Source organism: Nocardiopsis oceanisediminis, from assembly GCF_048595525.1.
In the GTDB taxonomy this organism is placed as follows: domain Bacteria; phylum Actinomycetota; class Actinomycetes; order Streptosporangiales; family Streptosporangiaceae; genus Nocardiopsis_A; species Nocardiopsis_A oceanisediminis.
The window spans coordinates 6,727,848-6,753,150 of sequence record NZ_JAFMZJ010000001.1; the positions used below are offsets into that span (position 1 = coordinate 6,727,848).

A 25,303-nucleotide genomic window follows, 5' to 3' on the forward strand; every position below is an offset into this window, starting at 1 on the left:
TTCGCTCCCCCGATCGGGAACAAGGGGCGGCACCGCCGCGTTCCACCACCGTACGACGTACGACCATACGGCGTACGATCAACGGCTTCCGGTGGTGAGGAGAAGCGCATGCAGCGATCCCGGGCATACGAGGAATTCGACCGCCAGGTGCGCGTACTGGCGGAGAAGGACTACCCCGGGCTCTCCGGGCTGGGGGCGGACGGTTTCGCCGCGCTGGTGAAGCCGCTGCGCGATGCGGCGGCGGAGGCGGCCGGGGCGGACGGCGGGCCGTGGCCCGACGAGGACGGCGGGTCCCCCGGGCGGGTCCCGTTCGTGCTGGTGGTGACCAGGGACGTCGTCCCGATCGAGGAGAGCATGGTCCGCACCGCGCTGCCCCGCGGGCGCAAGCCGGGGTTCGTCGACCACTCCTACGAGGAGGGGGCGCTCGCCCGGTTCACCGCCACCGGGGAGACCGCGCTCCCCGATCCGCGCGCCTACCTGCTCACCGGCGTCGACCGGGGCGAGGAGTTCTGCGGGGCGGTGCCCGCCGACGCCATGGCCGCGATCCGGGAGCGCGGCCGCACCCCGCTGACCATCGAGGAGGGCATCGCCCTGGTGACGCTCTTCCCGGCCGCGCTGGAGAAGAACAAGTGCTTCTCCCTGGGCGGCTCGCGCTGCGGCGACCGCCGCGTCCCCGCGCTGTGGATCAGCGGCCGCGCCCCCAAGCTGGGCTGGTGCTGGGAGGGCAACCCGCACACCTGGCTCGGCATGGCCTCCGCGGCCGGCCGGGCCCCGGGCCGGGCCGGCTGATCCCGGCGCGGCCGTCCCGGGCGCCGCGGGTCCCCGCCGCGGTGCCCGGCCGCTCCGTCCCGGTCCGGGGTCAGGCCTCCGGCGGGATCCATTCCTTCCAGACGTCCTCGTTGTCGTCGACCCAGGCCTCGGCGGCCTTCTCCGGCGCCATGCCGTCGTCGGCGATCATCTTGGCGACCTTGTTCTGGTCCTCGTTCGACCACTGCCAGCGGTCGAGGAAGCGGTAGGCGACGCCGCCCCGGTCCGCGAACTCCTTGTTGAAGACCTTGGTGAGGTCGTAGGAGGGGTAGCCGCAGGAGACGTCGTCCGGGTCGACCTCGCACATGTCGACGTACTCCGGCATCTCGATCTCGACCAGGTCCATGTCCTCGAAGACCCACTGCGGCGCGTAGAAGTAGAAGAGGGCCGGCTCCTTCTTCTCGTAGGCCTCCCGGACCGCCGCGATCTGGTTCGCCTCCGAGCCGGTGTAGTCGATCTCCAGGTCCAGCTCGTAGTGGTTGATGATGCCGGGGTCCTGGCTCTGGAAGAGCGGGTCGCTGGAGATGAACCGGCCGGTCTCGCCCGGGGTCTCCGGGGTGGCGAAGAGGTCGGTGTTGTCCGCCAGGCCGTCCAGGGTCATGACCTCGGGGTGCTGCTCGGCGACGTAGGCCGGCACGTACCAGCCGTGGTCGCCGTAGAGGCCGGTCTCGCCGCCGTCGACGACCTTCGGGGCCCCCGGGTCGCCGTAGATCTCCATCAGGTCGTCGCGGCGCCAGTTCTCCAGGTTGACGTCGACCTCGCCGGCGGCCATCTCCTGCCAGGTCGGCTCGACGTCCAGCTCGACCTGCTCGACCTTGACGTTGAGCTCGTTCTCCAGCAGGTAGGTCAGCACCGCCGCGGAGGCCTCGTAGCCGGCCCACGGGTTGACGGCCATGCGCACCGTCTTGTCGTCTTCTCCCCCCTCTCCGCCGCCGGTGCCGCAGGCGGTCGCGAGAAGGACGAGGGAGGCGGCCGCCGCGGCCGAGCGGAGCACGCGGGCCGGGCGTCTCGGGTCGGGAGTGCGGGCGTGAGAGGGGTGGCTGCGCATTCGGACCTCACCAGACGGCGCCCGGCGGGGCGGGCGCCGTTCTATCACCGAGAAGCGGGCGGGGCGGGCGTTCCGTCGCCCGCCGCCGCGCAGGACACGTCATTCTATTGCGACCAATGGGGCGGATGATGCATATCGGTCGCCCCCGGAACCCCGGCCGCCGCGCGCGCGTCCCATCCCGTGGCCGCCGACCAGCGACGCCCCCCGAAAAGCCCGACGCTGAGCCGGGAGGACCCCGATGACAGAGGACCGCGGAACCGGTCCCGGCCGCCGGAGCCGCTCCGCCGGCCGGCGGCTGCGGGGGCTGCTCCTGCGCAAGGCGCGCGAGGCCGACGCGCGCCGCGGAAAACGCCGCGACCCGCGGAGCAGGCGGGCGAGCGCGGCGCAGCGGGCGGTCGCCGAGGCGCTGCTCTCCGAGCGGTCCGGCGGCGGGGCGGGGATCCCCCGCGACGAGTGGGGCGTCCCGCTGGACGACCGGCACGTGCGCTCCTCGCTGACGGTCGAGGGCGCCGGCTCGCTGCGGCGCCTGTTCTCCGGCCCGCGCCGGGCCGACTTCACCCGGGCGTTCCGCCGCAAGCGCGACCGGGCGATGCTCGGCGCCGCCGTCCTGATCCTGCCCTTCCTGGCGTACTTCCTGGTCAGCGACCGGCTGACCGCGTGGTCGGACCCGGAGGCGGGGATCTCGGAGAGCGGTGCCGTGCTCGGCCCGCTCTGGGAGGCCTCCCCGGACACCGCGTTCGCGTTCGACTCCGGGGGCGGCCGCGGCTTCCCGTCCCGCTTCGAGGACACCGCCGCGTCCTGGCCGGCCGGCGACACCGTGGTCCGCGCCGACCGGGCCGGGGTCACCTCCTACGCCGCCGCGGACGGGGAGGTGCGCTGGCGGTTCGCCCCCGACGGCGCGGGGCTGTGCACGGCGGCCGCGGAACCGGCGGAGGGCGGCGTCGGCGTGCTGGTCGTGGAGCGGGACGGCGGAGACGGCGAGGACGTCCGCGGCTGCGACACGGTCCTCGGCATCGACCTGGCCACCGGCGCGGAGCTCTGGGAGGCCCGGGTCCCCGGCCTCGCCGAGCGGGGCGGGGAGGCCGGAGGCCGCCTCTCCGCCTGGTCCGCCGGGCCGCGGGCGGTGGTCGCCTGGGGCCCGGTACTGGCCGGGTTCGGTGCCGGGGACGGCGAGCCGCTGTGGGACGCGGCGGAGCCGCCGGCCGCCGGCGACGGGTGCGCGCCCGCCCCGCTCCGGCTGCTGCCCCGGGACGACGGGAGCGCCGCGGTGCTGGGCTCCTGCGGCCCCGGCGGGGAGGCGGCCTTCACCGGGCTCCTGGACACCGCGACCGGCGAGGTGTCGGAGCGGCTCGCGCTGCCCGAGGACGCCGCCCGCTCCGGCCTCGGCTCGCTGACCCTGGTCGCGGCCGACCCCGTCACCGTGCACAGCGACCCCCTCGCGGCCGACTCCGAGCACCTCCTCACCGAGGGCGGAGTCCCCGAAGGGGACGAGCTGCTGGTCGCCGCCGGCGGCGGGTGGACCCGGACCGGCGCCGAGGGCACCGCCGGCGTGGGGTCGGAGGAGGAGCGCTGGGAGATCGATCTGCACGGCGGCCGGTTCACCGCCGCCGGCGAGGTGCTCTACGCGGAGACCGGTGATGCGGGCGGGAACCGGGTCGTCGCCTTCGACCTGGAGCGCGGCGGGGTCCGGTGGAACCGCCGGGTGGCGGAGGACCACTTCGCGCGGGTCGCCGGCGCCGGCGGCGACCGGGTGCTCGCCGTCGTCCGGGCCCCCGGGAGCGGCGGCGAGGACGGCACCCCGCCGCGGACCCGGATCCTGGCGCTGCCCGCCGGCGGGGAGGGCCCGGCCGAGCTCGTCGCCGACGGCCTGCCGGACGTGCCCTGGCTGGAGAGCACCCCGGTGCGGCTGCACAAGAGCGGCGGCCGGTACGTCGTCGGACCGGCCCCCGACCCGTACGGGAAGGAGCCGGTGCCCCCGCTCTTCGCCGCCGGATAGCGCGCCGGGCCGTCCGGACCGGAGGGCACGGCGGACGGCTCCGCGCGGCCGGGGCGGCGCCGCACAGGCCGACCGCGGCGGGGGGCGCACCGCTCTGCGGGGGCGGTGCGTCGGCGACCGGGAACGGCGGCCCCGGGGCGTCCAGGGCGGACGGCGCCGCAACCGACTCCGCGCAGCCGGAACAGGCCCGCAGGCCGGCCAGGGCGGAAGCCCGCCGCTCCCCGGGAGGACCGGCGGCCCGGCGCCCCGGAACGGCGGCGGCCCCGGGCCGTCCGGGGCGGGACGGGCCGGGGCCGGGGCGCGCGGGCCGGAGGGGCCCGGCGGTCAGCTCCCCTCGGGGAGCCACTTCCGCCAGACGTCCGGGTTCTCCTCGGCCCAGGCCGCGGCGGCCTGCTCCGGGTCCCGGCCCTCCTCGGCGATCATCCGGGCGACCTTGTTCTGGTCCTCGTTGGTCCAGGTCCAGTTCTCGATGAGCTCGTGGGCCGGGCCGCCGGTCTCGGTGAACGCGGTGGAGAACACCTTGTTCAGCTCGTACTCGGGGTAGTCGCAGCCGACGTCGTCCGGGTCGATCTCGCACAGCTCGACGTACTCCGGGAACTCCACCTTGACCAGGTCGAGGTCCTCGAAGAGCCACTGCGGCTCGTAGAAGTAGAAGAGCACCGGCTCTTCCTTCTCGTAGGCCTCGCGGACCCGCTCGATCTGCTTCTCCTCCGTGCCGGCGTGCTCGATCTCCAGGTCCAGGCCGAAGTGGTTGATCATGCCCTGGTCCTGGGTGACGAAGCTGGGGTCGGCGGCCAGCAGGCGGCCGGGGCCCTCGCCGCCCTCGGCGAAGAGGTCCTCCTTGCCGAGCAGCCCGTCCACCGTGTCGATGCCGGGGTGCTCCTCGACCAGGTATTCCGGCAGGTACCAGCCGATCCGGCCGTCGTTGCCGGTGGGACCGCCGTCGACGACCAGCGGCCGCTCGGTGTCGCCGTACAGCTCCATCAGGTCCTCGTGGCCCCAGTTCTCCAGGATCACGTCGACCGAGCCGTCGGCCAGGCCCCGCCAGGAGGCCTCCTCGTCGGCCTCGACCAGTTCGACCTGGTAGCCCAGTTCCTCTTCGAGCAGGTAGGAGACGACCGCCGCGTCGGCCTGGTAGCCGACCCAGCCGTTCAGCGCGATCCGGACCTGGGGGGCGCCGGCGCGCCCCTCCTCCTCGGCCGATCCGCACGCGGTGGCGAGCAGGACGGCGGAGGCCAGCGCGGCGGCCCGGGCCGGCGCGCTCCTGTACAGGGGCATGGGTGTTCCTGGGGTTCTCGGGGTGTTCGGACCGTGCGGGGGATCACGGGGGATGTCGGGTCTTCCCGGAGAGCGGGCGGACCCCGGAGCGGCCGGAGCCGCCGGGGTCCGCCCGGTCACCGCGGGGCGCCGGGGTCAGGGCACGTCGTGCCCCTCGGGCATCCAGTCCCGCCAGACGTCCGGGTTCTCCTCGACCCAGGCCGCGGCGGCCTCCTCGGGGTCCTGCTTCTCGCCCGCGATGAGCCGCGCGACCGCGTTCTGGTCCTCATTGTCCCAGGTCCAGTTGTCGATCAGCTCGAAGGCGTCCCCGCCCTCCTCGGCGAAGCCCGCGCGGTAGATCTTGTTCAGGTCGTAGCGCGGGTAGTCGCAGGCGATGTCCTCGGGGTCGCTGTCGCAGCCCTCGGTCCACTCCGGGAACTCCACCCGGACCAGGTCGAGCTCGCTCTGCACCCAGCTGGGCTCCTGGGAGTAGAACAGCACCGGCTCACCGGCCTGGTAGCGCTGGCGCACCTCGGTGAGCTGCGCCGCCTCCGAGCCGGCGTAGACGATCTCGAACGGCAGGCCGTAGTGGTTGATCAGGCCCTGGTCGCTGGTGACGAAGCCGGGGGCGCCGGCCAGGAACTGGCCCTTGTCCCCGCTCTCCGGGGTGCGGAACACGTCCGCGTGCTCCTTGAGGCCCTCCGGGGTGTTGATCCCGGGGTACTCCTCCACCAGGTACTCCGGCATGTACCAGCCGATGTGGCCGATGTTGCCGTTGGGGCCGCCGTCGACCACGGTGCCGTTGCCGCCCGGCCCGTAGATCTCCATCAGGTCCTCGTGGCCCCAGTTCTCCAGGATCACGTCGACCGCCCCCTGGTCGAGGGCCTGCCAGGACGGCTGCTCGTCCAGCTGGACCAGCTGGACCTGGTAGTCCAGCTCCTCCTCCAGCAGGTGCTTGATGACCGCGGCGTCGGCCTCGTAGCCGACCCAGGAGTTCAGTGCGATCCGCACCGTTCCGGGGTCGCGCAGGATGTCGGTGCTGCGCACCGCGCAGGAGGTGGCCAGCAGCGCGGCCGTGCCGAGCACCGCCGCCTTGGCGAGCAGGGATCGGGTCTTCTTCATGCGCATGGGTCTCCTCCTCCTAGCGCGCGGCGCTCTGGGTGAGCCGGTCCAGGAACAGACCCAGGCAGACGATGGCCAGGCCGGAGGTCATGCCCAGGCCCAGCTGGTTCTGGGCCATGCCGAACACGACGCCGTAGCCGAGCGCGCCGGCGCCGACCAGGGCGCCGATGACCACCATCGCCAGGACCATCATGATCCCCTGGTTGACCGCGAGCAGCAGCGAGTGCCGGGCCAGCGGGAGCTGCACCTTGAGCAGCATCTGCCCGCGGGTGCTGCCCAGCGACTCGGCGGCCTCCACCGTGTTCGCCGAGACGCCGCGGATGCCGTCGTTGACCAGTCTGATGACCGGCGGCAGCGCGTACACCACCGCGGCGGCCAGCGCCGGGATGCGGCCGATGCCGAACAGCGCGACCGCGGGGATCAGGTAGACGAACGGCGGCAGCGTCTGCATCGCGTCCAGGATCGGGCGGAGCACCGCGGCCAGCCGGTCGCTGCGCGAGGCCAGCACGCCGACCGTGAAGCCGACGGCCACCGTGGCCAGAGCCGCGATCAGCACCTGGGAGAGCGTGTCCATGCTCTCCTCCCAGGCGCCGAGGAGCCCGCAGGCCAGGATGGACAGCCCGCCGACCAGCGCGATCCGCCAGCCGCCCAGGGCCAGGCCGAGGGCCGCGGCGGCCAGCACCACCAGCCACCACGGCGAGTCGGTGAGCACCGAGCGGAGCGGGTCCAGCAGCAGGTTCAGGGTGGCCTCGGCCAGCCACGCGGTGAAGCCGCCGAAGACGTCCTGCACCGCGGTGTTGGCCGCGTTCACCCAGTCGGAGATGCTGATCCGCACCTCGCGGGGCCAGTCGGTCAGGCCGATCATCCGGCCGACGACCACGGCGGCCGCGGTGGCCAGCACGCCGCCGATGAGCAGCGGGCGGCCGAGCGCCGACGGGATTCTCGGCCCGCGGGCCTCGTCGCCGGCGGCGGCGGTGATCCGGTCCAGCGCGATGGCCATCAGCACGATCGCCAGGCCCGCCTCGAAGGCGCGGCCCACGTCGACCTTGTTCAGCGCCTGGTAGATGGCGTCGCCCAGGCCGCCGGCGCCGATCACCGAGGCGATGACCACCATGGACACCGCGAGCATGATGGTCTGGTTCACGCCGAGCATGATGGTCCGCTTGGCCAGCGGCAGCTGGACCTTGGCGAGGATCTGCCGGCGGGTGGAGCCGAGCGACTCGGCCGCCTCCAGCGCGCCCTTGTCCACGCCGCGGATGGCCAGCGCGGTGATGCGCACCGCCGGCGGGATCGCGTACACCGTGGTGGCCACGGCCGCCGCCGGGTTGCCGATGCCGAACAGCAGCAGCATCGGCATCAGGTAGGCGAAGGCCGGCATGATCTGCATGAAGTCCAGCACCGGCCGGAGCGCCCGCTCGAAGCCGGGGCGGCGGCCCGCGACGATGCCCAGCGGGATGCCGATCAGCAGCGCCAGCAGCACCGAGGTGATGATCAGCGAGAGCGTGGTCATCGCCTGGTCCCAGAGGCCGAGCAGCCCGAACACCGCGAAGGTGGCCAGGGTGAACGCGGCCACCCGGGTACCGGCCACCCGCCAGGCGGCGAAGGTGCCGAGCACCATCACGCCGAGCGGGGTGAGCAGGGTCAGCCCCTGGTTGATCAGGATGACGGCGGAGCCCAGCCCGACCGAGGCGTAGTTGAAGCCGTACAGGAAGAGCGGGCTGGTGTTGCGGTTCTCGACGATCCAGGCGTAGACCTCGTCGAAGAGCGCGCCGAGGCCGACGTCGAGCGATTCGGGGAACGGCATCCGGCCGCGGAGCACGGCGTAGCCGACGAGCAGCACGGCGAAGACCGCGGCGACCTGGACCCAGGTGCGGTTGAGCGGGTTCGCCGGGCCGCCGCCCGGCCCGGCGGCCGTTCGGGGTGTGGTCTCGGTGGCCATGGTCAGGCCTCCGCGCCGTCGGCGAGCGGCTGCGGGCCGGTGCCCAGCTTGCCGTCGTCCGACTGGTCCTCGGCGATGATGCGCAGCACCTCGGTCCGGCCGACGACGCCGAGCAGCCGGTCGCCGTCCATCACCCGGACCGGGGCGGTGCCCTCGGCCAGCAGCGGGACGATCTCGCGGACCACGGTGCGCGGCTCGGCGGCCGGGCCGTCCAGCGGCTCGCCCTCCCGGGGGTCGCGCATCAGCCAGCGCACGGTCAGCACGTCGGTGCGGGCGACGTCGGCGACGAAGTCGCGGACGTAGTCGTCGGCGGGGCGGCCGACCAGCTCCTCGGCGGTGCCGACCTGGACCAGCTCGCCGTCGCGCATGATGGCGATCCGGTCGCCCAGCTTGAGCGCCTCGGACAGGTCGTGGGTGATGAAGACCGCGGTCTTGCGCAGCTCGCGCTGGAGGCGGAGCACCTCCTGCTGCATGTCCCGGCGGATCAGCGGGTCGAGCGCGCTGAACGGCTCGTCGAAGAGGAGCACCTCGGGGTCGACCGCGAGCGCGCGGGCCAGCCCGACGCGCTGCTGCATGCCGCCGCTGAGCTGGCCGGGCCTGGAGTCCTCGTAGCCGGACAGGCCGACCATCTCGATCATCTCGCGGGCCCGGGCGTGCCGCTCGGCCTTGCTCTGGCCGCGGACCTCCAGGCCGTAGGCGACGTTGTCGATGATCTTGCGGTTGGGCAGCAGGCCGAAGTGCTGGAACACCATCGCCGCCTTGTGCCGGCGGAGTTCGCGCAGCTCCTGCGGGGAGCACTCGCGGATGTCGGTGCCGTCCAGCACCACCGAGCCGGCCGTCGGCTCGATGAGCCGGGTGAGGCAGCGGATCAGGGTGGACTTGCCGGAGCCGGAGAGGCCCATGACGACGAAGATCTCTCCGGGCAGCACATCGAAGGAGACGTCGCGGACCGCGACGGTGCATCCCGTCGCCTCGCGGACGGTGTCGCGGTCCTGGCGCTCGTACTCGCTGCCGATGATGCCGTCGGCGTTCCTGCCGAAGATCTTCCACAGGCTGCGGACGGAGAACTTCGGCTCGGGCTCGCTGTTGAGTTGTGTTTCGTTCGCAGGGGAACTCATGGAGAAAGGGTCACCTCTGATGGCCATCCTCCGCACGCGCGGCGCGCGGAGGACGGCGCGTCGTTGTCAGGTCGCTTCCGCCGTGGAGCGGGCACGGCGTGGGCGGTGAGGGCTCAGCCCTCGGTGCGGTCGGCCCGGATCAGGTCGGCCGCGCGCTCACCGATGGCCAGCACGGTGACCATCGGGTTGGGCGAGGTCATGGTCGGGAACACCGAGGCGTCGGCCACCCGGAGCCCGCGCAGCCCGCGCACCTTCAGCCGCGGGTCGACGACCGCGGCGGCGTCGTCGGCCGCGCCCATCCGGCAGGTGCCGGCCGGGTGGTAGACGGTGTGCGCCGCCTTCCGCCCGTACTCGGAGAGCTGCTCGTCGGTGACGACCTCCGGGCCGGGCGCCACCTCGCGCGCGATCCACGACTTGAACGGCTCGGTCTCGGCGATCTTCCGCGCGATCTTCAGGCCGTCCACGATGGTCTGCTCGTCGTAGCCGTCGGGGTCGGTGAAGTAGCGGAAGTCCAGGGCCGGCTTCTCCTTCGGGTCGGAGCTGGTCAGCCAGAGCTTGCCGCGGGACCGGGAGCGCGGGATGTTCGGCGTCATGCACATCGCGTGCTTCCAGTCCGGCGAGTCGTAGCCCAGCCGCTTGGTGTTGTCGTCGAACGGGATCTGGTACGTGTGGAACATCAGGTCGGGACGGGGGTCGCTCTCGTCCCGGCGGATGAACAGCGCCCCGTCGGAGTGCATGACGGTGTTGTCCGGCACGTCCCGCGAGGTCTCCCACATGATGATGGACTCCGGGTGGTCCATCAGGTTCTCGCCGACGCCCGGCAGGTCGTGCCGGACGTCGATGCCGACCTTCTCCAGGTCGCCCTTGGGGCCGATCCCGGAGAGGAGCAGCAGCCGCGGCGTGTCGATCGCCCCGGCGCAGAGCACCACCTCCCGTGCGGCGCTGACGGTGCGGCGCTCGCCCTCCGGCGTCACCACCTCCACCCCGGTGGCCCGGTCGCCGTCGAAGACGAGCCGGTCGGCCCAGGTCTCCAGCATCAGGGTGAGGTTCTTCCGCTCGCCCATGACCGGGTGCAGGTAGGCCACCGACGCCGAGGAGCGGTTGCCGGTGTAGGGGTCGTAGGCGATGGACAGGAAGCCGACGCCGTCGTTGAACCCGCCGCCGTGCGAGGTGGCGGCGTTGAAGTCCTCGACCACCGGGACCCCGGTGGCCTCGGCCGAGGCGGTGACCCAGTCCTTGACCAGGTCGTTGCGGTCCTTCTCGGCGATCGGGACGATGTTGTTCTTCAGCCGGTCGACGTAGGACTGCACGGTGGCGTTGTCCCACCCCTCGGCGCCGGCCGCCACCCAGTCGTCCATGTCCTGGGCGAACGGGCGGAAGCTGATCAGGGTGTTGTGCGAGGAGCAGCCGCCGAGCACCCGGGCCCGGGAGTGCACGATGTGCGAGTTGCCGCGGGGCTGCTCGGTGGTGGTGTAGCCGTAGTCGAGGTCGCTCTCCAGCAGCCCGAGCCACTCGCGCAGCTTGAGCACCCGGTCCAGGCCGACGTCGGAGGGGCCTCCCTCGATGACGCAGACGCTGGTGGAGGGGTCCTCGGTGAGCCGGTTGGCGAGCACCGATCCGGCGGTGCCGCCGCCCACGATGACGTAGTCGTAAACCGTCTCGGTCATGAACGCTCCTTGTGAAGCAGGGCGAGGTCTTCGGTGTGCGGGGTCCGGGGGAGGTCAGACCTCGCCGAACCAGCGCTGCGGCTTGGGGTCGAGGGTGCGGTAGATGTGCTTGGCCTCGCGGTACTCGTCCAGGCCCGCGTTGCCCAGCTCGCGTCCCACCCCGGAGCGCTTGAAGCCGCCCCACTCGGCCCCCGGGAAGTAGGGGCCGTACTCGTTGATCCACACGGTGCCGTGCCGCAGCGCGGCCGCGACCCGCTCGCCCCGGGCGGTGTCGCCGGTCCACACCCCGCCGGACAGCCCGTAGTCGGTGTCGTTGCCCAGCTCGATGGCCTCGGCCTCGGTGCGGAAGGTCTCCACCGTGACGACCGGGCCGAACACCTCGGTCTGCACGATGTCCATGTCCCGGGTGCAGCCGGTGAACACGGTGGGCCGGTAGAAGTAGCCCCGGGCCAGCTCGGGGTCGTCCGGGCGCTTGCCGCCGGCGATGATCTTCGCGCCCTCCTCGACGCCGCGCGCGACCGCGGCCTCGACCTTGGCGCGGTGCTCGGCGGAGACCAGCGGGCCGCAGCGGACGCCGTCCTTCTGCCCGCAGCCGATGACGATCGCCTCGGCGCGCCGGGCCAGCTCAGCGGTGAACTCGTCGTGGACGTCCTCGTGCACGATGAGCCGCGCGCCGGCCGAGCAGACCTGGCCGGAGTGGAAGAACGCGGCGGTGAGCGCGTAGTCCACCGCGGTGTCCAGGTCCACGTCGGGGAAGATGATGTTGGGGTTCTTCCCGCCCAGCTCCAGGGCGACCTTCTTGACCGTCTCCGCGGCGCCGGCCATGATCCGCTTGCCGGTGGCCAGGCCGCCGGTGAAGGAGACCAGGTCCACGTCGGGGTGCTCGACCATCGCGGCGCCGACCTCGGCGCCGGTGCCCAGCACCAGGTTGATCACGCCGTCGGCGGGGACGCCCGCCTCCAGGCAGAGCTCGAACAGCTTGCAGGTGGTGACCGGGGTGATCTCGCTCGGCTTGACCACCATGGTGTTGCCGGCCGCGATCGCCGGGGCCATCTTCCAGGCCAGCTGGAGCAGCGGGTAGTTCCAGGGGGTGATCATCGCGCAGACGCCGACCGGCTCGTAGACCACCCGGCTGAAGACGCCCTCCGGCGCGGAGATGATCCGCCCGGCGTCCTTGTCGGCGAGCCCGGCGTAGTAGCGGAAGACGGCGGTGACGTCGTCGACGTCGATCCCGCCCTCCTCGATGGTCTTCCCGGTGTCCAGCGACTCCATCACCGCGATCTCCTCGCGGTCGCGCTGGAGGAGGTCGGCGATGCGGTTCAGGATCTCCCCGCGCTCGGCCGCCGGCCGGCGCGCCCAGTCGCCCTGGTCGAACGCGCGGCGCGCGGCGGCCACCGCCGCCTCGGTGTCGGCCGCGGTGCCCTCGCTGACCACGGTGAGGACGGAGGCGTCGTAGGGGTTGAGGACCTCGCGGGTCCCGCCCTCGGCGGCGGCGCGCCAGCTGCCGCCGATGAACATGCTCGACGCGGTCGCCGACCCGGGGCCGGACAGGTACTGCTTGCTCGGGAGAGTTACGTAGGGTTGCATCACGGATCCGTCCTGCCCAGGAGATTTGCCTTCAAACGGCTCAAACATGCCGTTATCTCATCGAGACATTCAAAAATCACCCGACTGACCTGCATTAACGCAACAAAGACGCGTCAACGCGGACACGCAACGGTGGTGCGTATCACGCAACACCTCGATTCATGTTCACTGAGAGTGATGATCGCCGAGAGGTGCGGCGGCCGCACCGCACCGGTGCGCGTGTCGCGGTTCACCCGTCCGGCGGTCCGGGCACTGGACAGACCGGCCCGCCCTCGGGTTAACGTGGATAAGGCATGCCTAAGGAGGCGGTCCCCCCTCGTCACCCTCTACCTTCCCTCCCCCCGACGCGATCACGCGAGGACACATGCTTCTTGAGCAAGAGCGCAGGGACGTCGCGCTGACCGCCCACCGGCTCGCCGGCACCGGCGCCGCGCTGGGCCGCGGCGGTGCGGTGAGCGTCCGCAGCGGAGACCTGTTCGCCGTCACCCCCGCCGGCCTCCCGCTGGACCGGATCGAGCCGGCCGACTGCCCGGTGCTCTCCGTCGAGGGCGGGGTGGTCGAGGGCCGCCGCGGCCCGGCCGCCGACACCGTGCTGCACACCGCCGTCTACCGGCACACCGGGGCCGGCGCCGTGGTGCAGTCCTACGGCGAGCGCTCCGCCGCGGTCTCCGCGGTGCTCGCCGAGCTGCCCCCGGTGCACCGCGCCGCCGCCCGGCTGGGCGGCGCCGTCCCGGTCGCCCCGTACTCCGTCTACGGCGGCGGCGACCTGGCCGACCAGGCGGTCAAGGCGCTCAAGGGGCGGCAGGCCGCCCTGCTGGCCTGCAACGGCGCGGTCGCCGTCGGCGCCGGGGCCGCCGAGGCCTTCGAGAACGTCTCGCTGCTGGAGTGGCTCTGCGGCGTCTACGCCGAGGCGCGCCGCCTGGGCGAGCCGCGGGTGCTCACCGAGGACGAGCTGGCCGAGGTCCGCGAGCGCGACCGCGACGGCTGGGCCGGCCCGGACCCGTTCCTGTTCTGACCCGCCCTCCTCCGGCCCCATCGACGGCCGGCGCGCCGGGGCCCCGCCGAACGGGTTCGGCGGGGCCCCGGCGCGTCGGCGTCCGGCGGCGAGGAGGGGTCAGCGCTCCTCGTGCCCGATGAGCGGGAAGGGCTCGGTGGAGAACACCGCCTCCACCGGCACCCCGAAGTAGGCGGCGATCCGCAGCGCCAGGTGCAGACTGGGGCTGTACTCGCCGCGCTCCAGGTAGCCCACGGTCTGGTAGTGCACGCCCAGCGCCTCGGCCAGGCTGCGCCGGGAGACGCCCCGCTCGACCCGCATCACCGCGATCCGGTTGTAGATCCGCTCCGCGGGCGCGGAGCCCGCCCGGCCGCCCCGGGCGCGCCCGTTCTCCGCACGGTCCGCGGCGGCCCCGGCCTGCTCAGACACGCTGCATCGCCTTCTGCCGCGCCGCCTCGACCTTGGCTCCGCTGACCCGGCGCGCCATCCGGCGGAGCAGCACTGGTGCGAGCACCATACCGAGCAGCGCCCAGGCGCCGAGCACGCCCGCCGTCTCCAGCGTCCGCCAGGACTCGCCGATCTCCACCGCGAGCATGCCGTCCGGCAGCAGGGCGGCGCGCATGCCCAGCGCCGTCCAGTAGATCGGGAAGGCCTGGGCGATCCCCTGCACCCACTCGGGCAGCGCCGTCACCGGGTAGAACACCCCGGAGATCGCGGTCAGGCCCATGATCGGGAGCATGCCGATCCCGTTGACCAGCCGGGGGTTCTCGAAGAGCGAGCCGAGGGCGGCGCCGAGCGGCACGGTCGCGGCGATGCCCAGGAAAAGCACCCAGACCAGCATCGGCCAGCCCCGGGCCAGCCCGGCCGCGGTGCCGTCGTACAGGAACAGCCCGGGGACCAGCAGCAGGAGCACCGTGGCGCCGATCAGGATCAGCATGTAGACGGTCTTGCCGACGAGGTAGACCCCCATCCCGCCGGGCAGCGCCTTGGCCCGCAGCAGGGTGCCGTCCTCCCGGTCCATGGAGAGCGCCGCGGCCGTGGCGAGGACCCCGGTGAACACCACCATCAGCCCGATGACGCCGGGCAGCCCCGCCGCCGCGGCGCTCACCCCGGTGCCGTCCAGCTCGGAATCGCGCTGGAAGAAGAGGACCACCAGGAAGATCACCAGCATCAGCACCGTGCCGAACATCTCCATCGGGTCGGTGAGCGACCCCCGGATCTCGATCCAGCCCCGCCGCGCGCCCAACCGCACCAGGTGCACCCTGCCCGCCGCGCCGTTCATCGCACGCCCCCTTCTCCCGCACCGGCGGCGGAGCCGCCCGACTCGTATCTGCGCACCAGGTCCATGTAGACCTCCTCCAGCCCGGCCCGGCGCACCTCCAGGTCGGCGAGGTCCTCGCCGTGCTGCTCGAACAGCCCCCGGACGAAGGCGGTGCCGTCCGGGGTGGAGTGCACGAAGCGCTCCCCGCCGATCCGCCAGTGCACCTCGGCGTCGCTGCCCAGCTCCCGGGCGAGCGCCTCCGGGCTGCCGTCCGCCACGATGCGGCCGTCGGCGAGCATCAGGATCCGGTCCGCCAGCTTCTCCGCCTCGTCCAGGTCGTGCGTGGTGAGCAGGATCGTGGTGTCCTCCTCGTCGGCCAGCGCGTGCACCAGGTCGTGGAAGTCGCGGCGGGCCCGCGGGTCGAAGCCGGCCGTGGGCTCGTCCAGGAAGAGCAGGTCGGGGCGGCCGACGATGCCGACCGCGACGTCCACCCGGCGGCGCTGGCCGCCGGAGAGCGAAGCGACCTTGGCCCCGGCGTGCCCGGTCAGGCCGACCAGCTCCAGCAGCTCGTCCACGTCGCGCGGGCGCGGGCGCTCCGCCGAGGAGTAGGGCGCGTAGTGCGCGGCGAACAGCTCCAGCAGGTCGCGCACCCGCCATTTGGCGTGGTCCCGCCAGGACTGCAGCACGACGCCGATCCGGGAGCGCCACGCCTCGCCGCCGCTGATCGGGTCGGCGCCCAGCACCCGGACCTCCCCGGCGGAGCGGGCCCGGAAGCCCTCCAGGATCTCGATGATGGTGGTCTTGCCGGCGCCGTTCGGGCCGAGCAGGGTGAGCACCTCGCCCCGGTCGATCCGGAAGTCGACGCCGTTGAGCACGTCCTTGCTGCCGTAGCGCATGCGCAGGCCGCTCACCTCGACGACCGCCGGCCCGTCCGGGCCGCGGGCGGCGGGTGCGCCGCCGGCCTTCTCTCCGATTACCGCCATAGGACGACGACCTTCCGTAGGACTACTGCCTTCATTGATAGTAGTTGTACTACATCTCGCCGTACAGTGACCACCGGGCCGGTGTCCGGATGCGGTCCGGGACCGGGTCAGCCGGTGAGCGCCCGCCCCACCGCGGCGCCGATCGCGGCGGCGCCCAGCCCCGCCGCGATGGAGGCCGCGGCGTTGGCGAAGGCGAGGAAGCGGGCCCCGGTGCGCAGCAGCGCGAACGTCTCGTAGCCGAAGGTGGAGTAGGTGGAGAGCGCACCCAGCAGCCCGGTGGCGGCGAACGCGAACACCCGCTCGGGCAGCGCCGCCTCCACCGCGGCCCCGAACAGCAGGCAGGCGGTGGCGTTCGCGGCGTGCGTCCCCCAGGGGAACCCGGAGTCGTGCCGGGACTGCACGTACCGGTCGACCAGGTAGCGCAGCGGCGCCCCGATCGCGGCGCCCAGCGCCACCATGAGCGCGGTCACCGGCCGCCCCCGGCCCGGCCGAGCACCGCCTCGGCCAGCGCCGTCCCGGCCCAGACCGCGGCCAGCGCGCAGACCAGGGTCCCGCCCAGGTAGGCCAGGGCGGTCGCGGACCGCTCCGCGTCCAGCAGGGCCTGCGCGTCGATGACGTAGGTGGAGAAGGTGGTGTAGCCGCCCAGCACCCCCACCCCGAGGAACGGGCGGAGCAGCCGGAGCCTCGGGCCCGACCGGGCGACCAGCACCATCAGCGCCCCGATCAGCAGGCAGCCGGAGACGTTCACCAGGAAGGTCGCCGCCGGGAACCCCCCCCGGCGCGCTCGGCAGCAGGGCGCTCGCCGCATACCGGGCGGCGCCGCCGATCGCCCCGCCCGCGGCGATCACCGAGAGCACCGCCCACGGGGCCTCCGGCAGCTCCCGCGCCTGGCGGCGGTCGCGCAGGTCGACGTCGGGATCGATGCCCCCGGACTCCGGGGGCCCGCCCTCCAGGGGCTCCTCATCGGCGGTTCCGGGCAACGCGCGCCTCCCATCAGCAGGACCGGGGGCGCGCTCGCCCCCGTGCCGACAGGGACCGTCGGCGGCGGTTCACCGCGGTTCCCCCGCTCCGCTCGCGGGGCGGCGGGCCCCACCGCCGGACTCCGATGCTACCCGGGGCCGGCCGGAACCCCGGCGAGGTGCTCCATCACCAGCTCGTTCACCCGGTCGGAGCGCTCCACCCCGGCGAGGTGGGCGGCGCCGCGCAGCAGCTCGAACCGGGCCCCGGGGATCCCCGCGGCCAGCCGGCGGCCGTGCCCCGGCGGCAGCAGCGGGTCGTGCGCGCCGGAGACCACCAGCGCCGGGGCGCGCACCCGGGCGATGTCGGGGAACTGGTCGGTGACCGCGGCCGCCTCGCAGCAGGCCGCGAACCCCGCGGGGTCCACCCCTTCGAGCCCTTCGGCGACGCACCGCACCACGTCGGGCCGCTCCCGGGTGAAACCGGGGGTGAACCAGGGCAGCAGGACGTCGCCGCGGACCCGGCCCATCCCGCCGGTGCGGGCGCGCTCGGCGATCTCCAGCAGGGTGTCCGGGCACGGGACCCGGGCCGCGCCGGCCAGGTAGGCGATCCGCTGCACCCGGTCCGGCCGGTGCACCGCCAGCCAGGTCCCCGGCATCGCGCCGAACCCCGCGCCGACCACCGACACCCTGCCGATCCCGTGCACGTCCAGCAGCGCCTCGATGTCGGTACCGAGGTCGCCGACGGTGACCATGGGCTGGTCCCCGGCCGGCGTGGCCCCGTGGCCGCGGTGGTTGATCCGCAGCACCCGGCAGTGCCGGGTCAGCTCGGGGATCTGCGGCTCCCAGACCGGCCACTTGGCGCCGAACGGCGGCAGGAGGAGGACGACGGGCCCGTCCTGCGGCCCGTCGAAGCGGTGCTGCAGCGGAACGACGGCCATACGACCTCCGGCGGGACAACAGGGCCGGTCAGGACATGATCGCTCAACCTAACACATGGGTGACACGCGCCACTGGCGCATCCGCATCCCCATCGTCGCAGTTCATCCGGGACGCCCGGGTGGCGGAGAAGCGCCCCCGGAGACCCCCTCCGCGGAACACCGCGATCGCGGACCGGAACCGTCCTGATTCCCCCGTAGCGTCTTCCCTGTACCGAGCGGCAGGGCGCACGCCCTCCCCGACGCACCGCCTCCGATGAAAGGCACGGTGGGACACCATGGGCTCCGAGAACGCGGGAACCGCCCCGAGCGAGCGCGACGAGCTGCTGGAGATCCTGCGGGAGCAGCGCCGGTTCCTCCGGCTGACCGTCCGCGGGCTCGGCGACGAGCAGGCCACGACCCGGACCACCGCGAGCGAGCTGACCCTCGCCGGCCTGGTCAAGCACGTCGCGCTCACCGAGCGGGGCTGGATCGACATCATGCTGCAGCGCCCCTCCCAGGGCCCGGAGCGCACCGAGGAGACCTGGGGCGACGACTTCCGGCTGGTCGGCGAGGAGACCCTGGCCGGGGTGCTCGCCCTCTACGAGGAGGTCGAGCGGGACACCGAGGCCGCCGTGGCCGGGCTGCCCGACCTGGACCGCGCCGCGCCGCTCCCGGAGGCGCCCTGGTTCCCGCCGAACGCGGCCTGGTCGGCCCGGCGCATCCTGCTCCACCTCGTCCGGGAGACCGCGCAGCACTGCGGGCACGCCGACATCATCCGCGAGTCGCTGGACGGCTCCGGCACCACCGAGGTCATGCTGGACGCGGTCGAGTGGGGCGACCAGGTGAAGAACGCCTGGTAGCGGCAGTGCCGGAAGGCGGGGCCTCCTCGGCCCCGCCCCCCTTCGCGCCGCGGCCCGGCGGGCCGCGGTCCTCCCCTGCCCGCCGGCTACTCCCACTCCAGGCAGAACGGATGGCCGGCGGGGTCGGCGTAGACCCGGAACCGTCCTTCCGGGGCGGCGAGCCGGACCGCCCCCAGCTCGAGCAGCCTCCGCTCCGCCTCGTCGACGTCCTCGTCCACCCGGATGTCCAGGTGGACCTGCTGCGGCCGGCCCGGGTCCGGCCAGTCCGGCGGCACGTGGTCCGGTGCCCGCTGGAAGCTGATCCGCCCGGTCCGGACGTCCCCGATGTCGACCCAGTCGCCTTCGTCGGCGGTGACCGGTACGCCCAGCACTTCGGCGTAGAACCCGGCCAGCGCCTGCGGGTCGGGGCAGTCGAACACCACCGAGGACAGCCTGCCGATCATCGCTCCCCCTTCACCGGCCCGCCTGCGCGGCCCTGGTACTGCAGCCCTGCCGTGCGGCCCTGATCCACGGCCCTGCTGCACGGTCTTCCCTGCGGGGCGCCCCGCCGAACCCCCCGGGGACCGGGCCGCGCAGCGGGGCCGCCCCGGCCGGATGCGGCCACACCGGCCGCCCCGGTGCCTCCCCAGGCGTCACCTCTCTGAACAGGTTCATCTCATATCTTCAGGTCGAGATACCTGCCGCCGACCGCCCCGGCTCCCATACGTGATGCCCCCTGCCCAGAGGGTATGAATGCGGACGAAGAGAACCCCTTGAGGAACCCCTTGAGCAGAGCACCGTCGAGGCACCGCTGCCGGACGGTACGAGGTCCCGCCGGAGACCAGGTCCCCGACGGGACCTGACCGTGGTCCGGGACCCCCTCCCCGGACGCCCCCACCGGTGAAGGGACCAGCCCGCTCCATGGCCAAGCAGGACGACCTGAGAAGAGACCCCGGCTCCCCCTCCGGCGGATGTACGGCATACGACGGACTCGCCCGCACCTGGGGCGGGTGGCGGAAGTCCTCGCACAGCCGACAGGGCGGGGACTGCGTACTGATACGCCCCGTTCTCGGCGGCGGGCTCGCAATCCGCGATTCGAAGACCCCGGATCAGCGCCCTCTGGATTTCCCCACCCGTTCCTGGCTCGCCTTCCTGAGCATCGCACTCGGCGAGGAGGCCTGAGTCAGAGCGCGATGGGGTAGATGTCCTTGTCCTCCCGCTCTCCTTGGGCCAGGCTCACCGTGTTGGGGTGGCCGTCACCGAGCGCTTGGGCGTAGCGGGACCGCAGCTCCGCCAGCCTGGCCGAAGGCTCTTCCCCGTCGATCTCCGCCTCGCCCACCGCGAAGTTCCGCTCCGCGCACAGGGTCACCGGGTGCTCGGCCCCCAGGGACTCCCGGGCGAGCTCGGCGGTGCGCCGGTCCGCCTCGCAGGCCGCGACCGTCTCTCCTTGGGCCGCCAGGGCGTTGGCCACCCCGATCCTGGCGACGAGCGTGTAGGAGTGCTTCTCACCGAGCCGCCGCTCCAGCTCGGCCAGCACTGTCTCACCGTCCCGCAGTGCGTCCGACGTACGCCCGACCCTCCGGTGGATCGTCGCGTGGTTGTTCTTCACCGCGAGACTCTGCGGATGGTCGTCCCCATACGCTTCGGAATAGGAGCGGAGCACCTCCTCACTCGTCTCCAGTGCCCTCTCCCACAGCCCTGCCTCGCGAAGCGCGATGGCCAGCGCGGCTCCGGCACGCCACGTCTCCGGCGCGTTCGGCCCCGGCGAGACCTTGCGCGCCTGGTACGTCTCCTGCGCCTGCTCCACCGCCTCCTCGACCATCCCCGCCCGGTACAGGGCGACACTGTGCAGGCTCCGGGCTCCGACGTGCTGCCGGGACCCCTCACCGAACATCCGGCCGCTCAGCTCGTTCATCTCCCGCAGCCAGGCCTCCGCCTGCAGGTAGCGCCCGGAAGAGAACAGGTCGATGCCGATCGACACCCCGGCCGCCTGGGACGACGGGTGACCGGGGCCGAGGACCTGGCCGAACAGCGCGTAGGCCTCGCGGTCGAGCTCCAGGGCCTCGTCCACCCGGTCACCGTGGCGCAGGCTCAGCGCATGCAGCTGGGCGTACTGGATCGCCACCGGGTCCTCCCTGCCCAACAGCTGCATGCTGGACCGCCAGACCTGCTCGCTCAGTTCGATGGCCCCCTGGTAGTCCCCTTCGATCCGCTTGCCGTCGGCCAGAGCCGAGGTCAGCGCCAGAGTGTCCTCATGCATGAGTCCGTGCTCGGCCATCAGCGCGTCGCACAGCCGGGAGTTGATCTCCTGCGCCTCGGCGAACCTCCCCGTGCCGCGCAGGACCTCGACCACCTCCTTGGCCAGGGCGACACTCTGCGGGTGGGTCTCGCTCTGCTCCCCGCCCCACATCTCCATCGCGCGGCGGCCGACGTTCAGCGCCCCCTGGATGTCGCCCCACCAGTTGAGGAAGGCGGTGACGTTCACCGTCAGATTGCGCACCCACGGCTCGGAGCAGGTGTGCACCTCGGCGGCGCGGATGTGCGGCAGCAGTTCGGAGTAGACCGGCCACTCCGCGGGGTTCGCCGGCTCCTCCGGGTCCATCGCGGCCAGGATGAGGTGGGCCTGGTGCCGTACGGAGTTGCGCTCGTCGGGTTCCAGGCGCTGGCGGAGGGTCTGCTGGACCAGGCGGTGCATCTGCAGGGTGCCGGCCCGGTGGTCCAGGCGGGCCAGGGAGAGCTGGCTGATGTCGCGGAACGCGGCGCTGAGCGCGACCGGGCTGTTCACGATGGAGAGCAGCTCGGGGTCGAGCTGGGCGCCGCGGGCGGCGCGGAAGTAGCGGCGCGGGACCGGGACCGGGGCCAGGAAGGCGCAGACCCGCAGCAGCGCCAGCGCCGAGGGGTTCTTCTCCTCCAGGCGGCGCAGCGACAGGTTCCAGGCGGCGGTGACCGGGCGGCCGTACTCGGTGAGGTCGGGAACGTTGAGCAGGGCCTCGTTCTCCGCCTCGAACGCCTCCAGGTAGTCGTCGGCGTTCATCCCGGTCTGCAGCAGCCAGACCGCGGCCTGCTCCACCGCCAGCGGCAGGTGGCCCAGCACCTCGGCCACCCGGTCCGCGCCCTCGTCGGGCAGGTCCGGCCGGCGCAGCCGGATCAGCTCGCGGCTCTCCTCCGGGCTGAAGACCGACACCTCCAGGGCCCGGGTGGTCCGCTCCCAGTCGGGGTTGCGCGAGGTGATGAGGATCCGGCCGGTGCCGTTGGTGGGCAGGAAGTCGCGGACCATCTCCGGGGACTCGGCGTTGTCGAAGACCAGCAGCCAGTCCCGGTAGGGCACGCCCAGGCGGAGCGCCTCCAGCACCGCCGGGACCGCCTTGTCCTGGGTGGAGTCGACCGGCAGCTCCAGCGTCTCGGCCAGGTCGATGAGCGAGCGCATCATCTCCCCGGTGCTGGACGAGGGGACCCACCAGACCAGGTCGTACTCGTCCTGGTGCCGGTGGACGTACTCGACGGCCAGGTGCGTCTTGCCGACGCCGCCCATGCCCCAGACGGCCTCGGGGAGGATGCTGGTGGTCCCCTCGCTCAGCCGGCCGGCCAGCTCCTCCAGCTCCGCGCTGCGGCCGATGAAGCTGCGGTTCCGCTGCGGGATGGCCGGGGACCAGACCGGCGGCGGGTCGCCGGGCTCGTGCCGGGAGGCCGGGGACGGTGGAACGGAGCGTGCTGCGGCCAACGGATCTCCTGCCGGGTTTCGGGGGGTGTCCCGGGCGGGCGGCGCCTCGTCGCCGGCGGCCGGCCGGAGGGCGGGACCCTCCCCGTCCACCCGGGAGGGTTCTGCTCTGACGTCCGCTTCTTCGACTTCTGCGTCTCCTGCACCTTTTATGTCTTCTGCGTGCGGTGCGGACGCATCGGTCCGGATGGTCATGCGGTCGCGATTCCCCTCATCGCCGTAGCGCGGCCCCGCTCCGGACGGTCCGAGCGCCTCGGAAAGCCGGTCCGAAAGGGAGAGATAAGTTCCGGACACAGAGCGTAGCGAAGCATGTACCGCTCTCGCATGGGGAATCGCCTCTTCGGGGACGGCGTCCATCAGTGCCGTACGGGCGGGGTGCAGGAGCACCGATTCCACCGAGGCCGCCCAGGGCACCGCGGAGCGGACCGACCGGGCCCAGGCCAGCATCGCGCGCAGCGTCTCCGAGCGCCGCCCGTGGGCAAGAAGAACCTCGCGCACCCGGGGCCTGAAGTCAAGGGTGACTTCGTCGGCCCGCGCCGCCCGCTCGCCCGGAACCGTCCGGACCAGCAGCCCGCCGCAGAGCACCTCGGCCAGGTGGCCGCTGTCGGCCTCCGGCAGCACCAGGCTCTGCACGCCGCGCATCGCGGGCAGGCTCAGCGGCACCGCGGCCAGCAGCCGGGCCAGCCGGAACGCCGTGTCCGAGGCGTCGGCCCGGAACCGCAGCACCGCGTCCTCGGCGCTCTCGACGGCCGCCTCCGGCACCGCGGCGGGCGGCCGCCCGCCGGGCCGTGCCGGGAGCACCCGCGCGTGGTAGCCGCTGGGGAGCCGGCGGCCGGCGGCGAACCGGGCGAACTCGGCCAGCCCGTCCGGGAAGGCCACCACCGGCACCGGGACGGCGGACGGCAGCGGCCGGTCCGACCGGAGCAGCTCCCCGGGGTCGGTCGGGTGCACGCCCAGGCGGGTGTTGCGGGGCAGCCCGGAAGCGGCGCCGGCCGGGAAGTCCAGTCGGGCCCGGTAGGTGTCGATGTGCCCGCGGTGCCACTGGCGGCGCGGCAGCGGGTTGAGGATCGCGGTGCAGTGCCGCCGCGCCCACCGCGCCAGCCGGGCGTGCATCCGCCCCGACCGCCACTCCTCCGACATCCCGTCGGTGCAGAGCAGCAGCAGGGCGCCCGGGTCGGCGGCCGCGAGCGCCCGGTCCAGCTCCGCCCAGTCCTGCGGCCGGGCCCGCCCGGGCGCCCCGCAGCGGCGGGCGCGCACGTCGCGGAAGACGCCCCGGTCGCCGACCAGCCGCTGGAAGGCGTCCAGGTCGCCGGTGTGCGCCAGCATGGTCAGCGACTCCTCGCGGACCAGCAGCAGCCGGTGGCCGCGCTCGGGCACCGGGCGCAGCGCGGGCAGCCAGCGGCCCGCCGCGGCGCTGTTCCGCGCGGTGGCCTCCTCGTCGAGCGCGCGCTCCGACGGGGAGGCGGCGGGGACCGCGAAGGGGCGGAGCGCCCGGTCCAGCCAGGCCTGGTCGCCGCGGCGCGGCGCGATGCGCGGCGGAGCCGGAGCGGCGGGCGGGTACGGGCCCGGCGGGCCGGCGCGGCGGCCGCCGGCACCGGAGAGCTCCTCTCCGGCTGCGGTACCGGGGAGCCCCGCCCCGAGCAGGGGGGACTCGGCCCCCTCGCCCGGCCCGGACGGCGGCCCGGCCCCGTCCCGGCCGCCCTCCGCGGCCGGCGGCTCCCGCACCGCCGCGGGCGGCCCGCCGCCCCACGGCTCCCGGTCCTCCTCGGGCGGCTCCCGCACCGGGGCCGGGGGCGGGCCCGGCTCGGACGCCTGCTCCCCCGCACCGCCGCCCTCCAGGTCCGCCCGGACCGCGGCCAGCCACAGCGCCTCAGCGGCCTCGCGGGCGGTCAGCGGCTCGGCGCCCCGGTCCCGGCCGTCCGGGAGCGGACCCGCGCCCGCGCCGCTCCGGCGCCGCGCCGGTCCCCCCGGCGCGCGCCCGTCCCCGGTCCGCTGCGGATTCACGCCCACGTCCCCCGCACCTCGGGCCCGGTCACCCTGCGCCAGAGGAAGTCGAGCAGCTCGTCCCAGGACTCCCCGTCCACCGCCCCCGGGGCGCTGACCGCGATGTGCACCGAGTTGAGCAGCTGGTCGGGGGTGAGCCCACCGGCCTCCAGCCGCCGCTCCAGGAACCGCCGGACCAGGCGGCGCGCCTGCTCGCCGGCCTCCTCCGCGTCCTCTGCTCCGGCGAACCTCCGCTCGAAGTGCGCGGCGACCATCGCGGCGAGCCGCTCCTCGTCCGGATGGCCCATGTCCAGGTGCAGGCAGCGGCGCTTGAACGCCTCGGGGAACTCCCGCTCCCCGTTGCTGGCCATCACGATCAGCGGGAACGCCCGGCAGGCCACATGGCCGCCGGCGACCACGGCGCGCCGCCCCGGGTCGTCGGTGGGCACCTCGACCTCGTGCGCGGCCCGCCTGCGGGTCAGCTCGGGGATGCGGAACTCGCCCTCCTCCAGCACGTCCAGCAGGTCGTTGGCGAGGTCCAGGTCGCCCTTGTCGATCTCGTCCACGAGCAGCACCCGCGGCAGCCGGTGCGCGAGCAGCGCGGTGCCCAGCGGGCCCAGCCGCAGGTAGTCCCCGATGTCGTCGGCGCGCTCCCCGGCCTCCTCGTCGCGGTCCTCTCCGGGGCGGCCCTGCTCGGCCGCCAGGTCGTGCACCCGCCCGATCGGGTCGTAGGAGTACAGGCCGTGCGCGACCGCGGTGCGGCTGCCGATCGGCCAGCGCAGCACCCGGCCCAGCCCCAGCTCGCGGCTGATCCGGTAGGCGAGGCTGCTCTTGCCCACCCCGGGAGGGCCGGTGACCAGCAGCGGCCGCCGCAGGTACAGCGCCGCGTTGACCGCGTTGGCCTCCTCCCGGGAGGCCGGGGCGCCGCCGGAGGTGCCGAGCCGGCGCACCTGCCCCTCCTCGTCCTCGGGCGGGTCCGGCTGGAGCGGGCCGCCCTGGAAGTCGCGCCAGGGCGGCGGGGGCGGCAGGTCGCCGCCGAGCGGCCGGGCACGCGGGACTCCGGTGCCCCGGTAGATCCACCAGGCCGGCTGCGCCGCTTCGTCCATCG

Annotated in this window: 21 protein-coding genes; 5 read left to right on the top strand and 16 right to left on the bottom strand. The window is 73.9% G+C overall.

The window, feature by feature from the left end:
• Positions 1-108: 108 nt before the first annotated feature.
• Positions 109-789, top strand: coding sequence for a DUF5701 family protein (locus tag J0910_RS29425; RefSeq protein ID WP_420161766.1), 681 nt, complete (start codon positions 109-111; stop codon positions 787-789).
• A 70-nt stretch (positions 790-859) separates the two neighbouring features.
• On the opposite strand, the gene J0910_RS29430 is transcribed toward J0910_RS29425, so the two are convergent.
• Positions 860-1,801: a glycine betaine ABC transporter substrate-binding protein gene (locus J0910_RS29430; protein WP_420161767.1), complete on the bottom strand. Its 942-nt coding sequence runs from the start codon at positions 1,799-1,801 to the stop codon at positions 860-862.
• Between the two features lie 292 nt (positions 1,802-2,093).
• Between J0910_RS29430 and J0910_RS29435 the strand changes: the two genes are divergently transcribed.
• A complete protein-coding gene (locus J0910_RS29435) occupies positions 2,094-3,851 on the top strand; it encodes a PQQ-binding-like beta-propeller repeat protein (RefSeq protein WP_420161768.1) in 1,758 nt (585 codons plus the stop codon).
• Between the two features lie 324 nt (positions 3,852-4,175).
• Here the strand turns inward: J0910_RS29435 and J0910_RS29440 are convergent, their stop codons facing one another.
• From J0910_RS29440 to J0910_RS29465, 6 genes are all read right to left on the bottom strand, one after another.
• Positions 4,176-5,129 (bottom strand): glycine betaine ABC transporter substrate-binding protein, encoded by a 954-nt coding sequence (locus tag J0910_RS29440; RefSeq protein ID WP_420161769.1) that lies wholly within the window; start codon positions 5,127-5,129, stop codon positions 4,176-4,178.
• A 135-nt stretch (positions 5,130-5,264) separates the two neighbouring features.
• Positions 5,265-6,236, bottom strand: a complete 972-nt coding sequence (locus J0910_RS29445; RefSeq protein WP_420161770.1) for a glycine betaine ABC transporter substrate-binding protein — start codon at positions 6,234-6,236, stop codon at positions 5,265-5,267.
• 13 nt (positions 6,237-6,249) lie between these two features.
• A complete protein-coding gene (locus J0910_RS29450; protein WP_420161771.1) occupies positions 6,250-8,169 on the bottom strand; it encodes an ABC transporter permease in 1,920 nt (639 codons plus the stop codon).
• 2 nt (positions 8,170-8,171) lie between these two features.
• Positions 8,172-9,287 (bottom strand): quaternary amine ABC transporter ATP-binding protein, encoded by a 1,116-nt coding sequence (locus tag J0910_RS29455; protein WP_420161772.1) that lies wholly within the window; start codon positions 9,285-9,287, stop codon positions 8,172-8,174.
• Between the two features lie 113 nt (positions 9,288-9,400).
• Positions 9,401-10,954, bottom strand: a complete 1,554-nt coding sequence (locus J0910_RS29460) for a GMC family oxidoreductase (RefSeq protein ID WP_420161773.1) — start codon at positions 10,952-10,954, stop codon at positions 9,401-9,403.
• A 54-nt stretch (positions 10,955-11,008) separates the two neighbouring features.
• Positions 11,009-12,541: an aldehyde dehydrogenase family protein gene (locus J0910_RS29465; protein WP_420161774.1), complete on the bottom strand. Its 1,533-nt coding sequence runs from the start codon at positions 12,539-12,541 to the stop codon at positions 11,009-11,011.
• A 364-nt stretch (positions 12,542-12,905) separates the two neighbouring features.
• On the opposite strand from J0910_RS29465, the gene J0910_RS29470 reads away from it, so the two are divergent.
• The gene (locus J0910_RS29470) at positions 12,906-13,556 is read left to right on the top strand and encodes a class II aldolase/adducin family protein (RefSeq protein ID WP_420161775.1); all 651 of its coding nucleotides are present in this window, start codon (positions 12,906-12,908) and stop codon (positions 13,554-13,556) included.
• Between the two features lie 99 nt (positions 13,557-13,655).
• Here J0910_RS29470 and J0910_RS29475 read toward each other — a convergent pair whose 3' ends face one another.
• The 6 genes from J0910_RS29475 to J0910_RS29500 form a co-directional block, all read right to left on the bottom strand.
• Positions 13,656-13,964, bottom strand: a complete 309-nt coding sequence (locus J0910_RS29475) for a helix-turn-helix transcriptional regulator (RefSeq protein WP_420161776.1) — start codon at positions 13,962-13,964, stop codon at positions 13,656-13,658.
• Positions 13,957-14,817, bottom strand: a complete 861-nt coding sequence (locus J0910_RS29480; protein WP_420161777.1) for an ABC transporter permease — start codon at positions 14,815-14,817, stop codon at positions 13,957-13,959. The genes J0910_RS29475 and J0910_RS29480 overlap by 8 nt, the downstream gene beginning before the upstream one ends.
• Positions 14,814-15,779: an ABC transporter ATP-binding protein gene (locus J0910_RS29485; RefSeq protein ID WP_420161778.1), complete on the bottom strand. Its 966-nt coding sequence runs from the start codon at positions 15,777-15,779 to the stop codon at positions 14,814-14,816. Before J0910_RS29485 ends, J0910_RS29480 begins: the two co-directional genes overlap by 4 nt.
• 107 nt (positions 15,780-15,886) lie before the next feature.
• Positions 15,887-16,249, bottom strand: coding sequence for a fluoride efflux transporter FluC (locus J0910_RS29490; RefSeq protein WP_420161779.1), 363 nt, complete (start codon positions 16,247-16,249; stop codon positions 15,887-15,889).
• Positions 16,246-16,527, bottom strand: a complete 282-nt coding sequence (locus J0910_RS29495) for a fluoride efflux transporter FluC (RefSeq protein ID WP_420161780.1) — start codon at positions 16,525-16,527, stop codon at positions 16,246-16,248. Before J0910_RS29495 ends, J0910_RS29490 begins: the two co-directional genes overlap by 4 nt.
• Before the next feature lie 360 nt (positions 16,528-16,887).
• Positions 16,888-17,676: an alpha/beta fold hydrolase gene (locus J0910_RS29500; RefSeq protein WP_420161781.1), complete on the bottom strand. Its 789-nt coding sequence runs from the start codon at positions 17,674-17,676 to the stop codon at positions 16,888-16,890.
• Positions 17,677-17,951: 275 nt separating this feature from the next.
• On the opposite strand from J0910_RS29500, the gene J0910_RS29505 reads away from it, so the two are divergent.
• On the top strand, positions 17,952-18,515 hold the full coding sequence (locus tag J0910_RS29505) for a DinB family protein (RefSeq protein ID WP_420161782.1): 564 nt from the start codon (positions 17,952-17,954) through the stop codon (positions 18,513-18,515).
• 86 nt (positions 18,516-18,601) lie between these two features.
• On the opposite strand, the gene J0910_RS29510 is transcribed toward J0910_RS29505, so the two are convergent.
• Positions 18,602-18,958 (bottom strand): VOC family protein, encoded by a 357-nt coding sequence (locus J0910_RS29510; protein ID WP_420161783.1) that lies wholly within the window; start codon positions 18,956-18,958, stop codon positions 18,602-18,604.
• Between the two features lie 457 nt (positions 18,959-19,415).
• Here J0910_RS29510 and J0910_RS29515 point away from each other — a divergent pair, with 457 nt between their 5' ends.
• The gene (locus tag J0910_RS29515; protein ID WP_420161784.1) at positions 19,416-19,676 is read left to right on the top strand and encodes a DUF397 domain-containing protein; all 261 of its coding nucleotides are present in this window, start codon (positions 19,416-19,418) and stop codon (positions 19,674-19,676) included.
• A gap of 1 nt (position 19,677) precedes the next feature.
• Here the strand turns inward: J0910_RS29515 and fxsT are convergent, their stop codons facing one another.
• Together fxsT and J0910_RS29525 are read right to left on the bottom strand one after the other, a co-directional pair.
• Positions 19,678-24,222, bottom strand: a complete 4,545-nt coding sequence (fxsT, locus tag J0910_RS29520; protein WP_420161785.1) for an FxSxx-COOH system tetratricopeptide repeat protein — start codon at positions 24,220-24,222, stop codon at positions 19,678-19,680.
• On the bottom strand, positions 24,213-25,301 hold the full coding sequence (locus tag J0910_RS29525; protein ID WP_420161786.1) for an AAA family ATPase: 1,089 nt from the start codon (positions 25,299-25,301) through the stop codon (positions 24,213-24,215). Before J0910_RS29525 ends, fxsT begins: the two co-directional genes overlap by 10 nt.
• Positions 25,302-25,303 lie beyond the last annotated feature (2 nt).

What these genes read in the sequence shown, in the direction of transcription:
- J0910_RS29425 (WP_420161766.1), top strand. Translation starts at nt 109, where the DNA reads ATGCAGCGATCCCGGGCATACGAGGAATTCGACCGCCAGGTGCGCGTA.
- J0910_RS29435 (WP_420161768.1), top strand. Translation starts at nt 2,094, where the DNA reads ATGACAGAGGACCGCGGAACCGGTCCCGGCCGCCGGAGCCGCTCCGCC.
- J0910_RS29440 (WP_420161769.1), bottom strand. Translation starts at nt 5,129, where the DNA reads ATGCCCCTGTACAGGAGCGCGCCGGCCCGGGCCGCCGCGCTGGCCTCC.
- J0910_RS29445 (WP_420161770.1), bottom strand. Translation starts at nt 6,236, where the DNA reads ATGCGCATGAAGAAGACCCGATCCCTGCTCGCCAAGGCGGCGGTGCTC.
- J0910_RS29450 (WP_420161771.1), bottom strand. Translation starts at nt 8,169, where the DNA reads ATGGCCACCGAGACCACACCCCGAACGGCCGCCGGGCCGGGCGGCGGC.
- J0910_RS29455 (WP_420161772.1), bottom strand. Translation starts at nt 9,287, where the DNA reads ATGAGTTCCCCTGCGAACGAAACACAACTCAACAGCGAGCCCGAGCCG.
- J0910_RS29460 (WP_420161773.1), bottom strand. Translation starts at nt 10,954, where the DNA reads ATGACCGAGACGGTTTACGACTACGTCATCGTGGGCGGCGGCACCGCC.
- J0910_RS29465 (WP_420161774.1), bottom strand. Translation starts at nt 12,541, where the DNA reads ATGCAACCCTACGTAACTCTCCCGAGCAAGCAGTACCTGTCCGGCCCC.
- J0910_RS29470 (WP_420161775.1), top strand. Translation starts at nt 12,906, where the DNA reads ATGCTTCTTGAGCAAGAGCGCAGGGACGTCGCGCTGACCGCCCACCGG.
- J0910_RS29480 (WP_420161777.1), bottom strand. Translation starts at nt 14,817, where the DNA reads ATGAACGGCGCGGCGGGCAGGGTGCACCTGGTGCGGTTGGGCGCGCGG.
- J0910_RS29485 (WP_420161778.1), bottom strand. Translation starts at nt 15,779, where the DNA reads ATGGCGGTAATCGGAGAGAAGGCCGGCGGCGCACCCGCCGCCCGCGGC.
- J0910_RS29500 (WP_420161781.1), bottom strand. Translation starts at nt 17,676, where the DNA reads ATGGCCGTCGTTCCGCTGCAGCACCGCTTCGACGGGCCGCAGGACGGG.
- J0910_RS29505 (WP_420161782.1), top strand. Translation starts at nt 17,952, where the DNA reads ATGGGCTCCGAGAACGCGGGAACCGCCCCGAGCGAGCGCGACGAGCTG.
- J0910_RS29510 (WP_420161783.1), bottom strand. Translation starts at nt 18,958, where the DNA reads ATGATCGGCAGGCTGTCCTCGGTGGTGTTCGACTGCCCCGACCCGCAG.
- J0910_RS29515 (WP_420161784.1), top strand. Translation starts at nt 19,416, where the DNA reads ATGGCCAAGCAGGACGACCTGAGAAGAGACCCCGGCTCCCCCTCCGGC.
- J0910_RS29525 (WP_420161786.1), bottom strand. Translation starts at nt 25,301, where the DNA reads ATGGACGAAGCGGCGCAGCCGGCCTGGTGGATCTACCGGGGCACCGGA.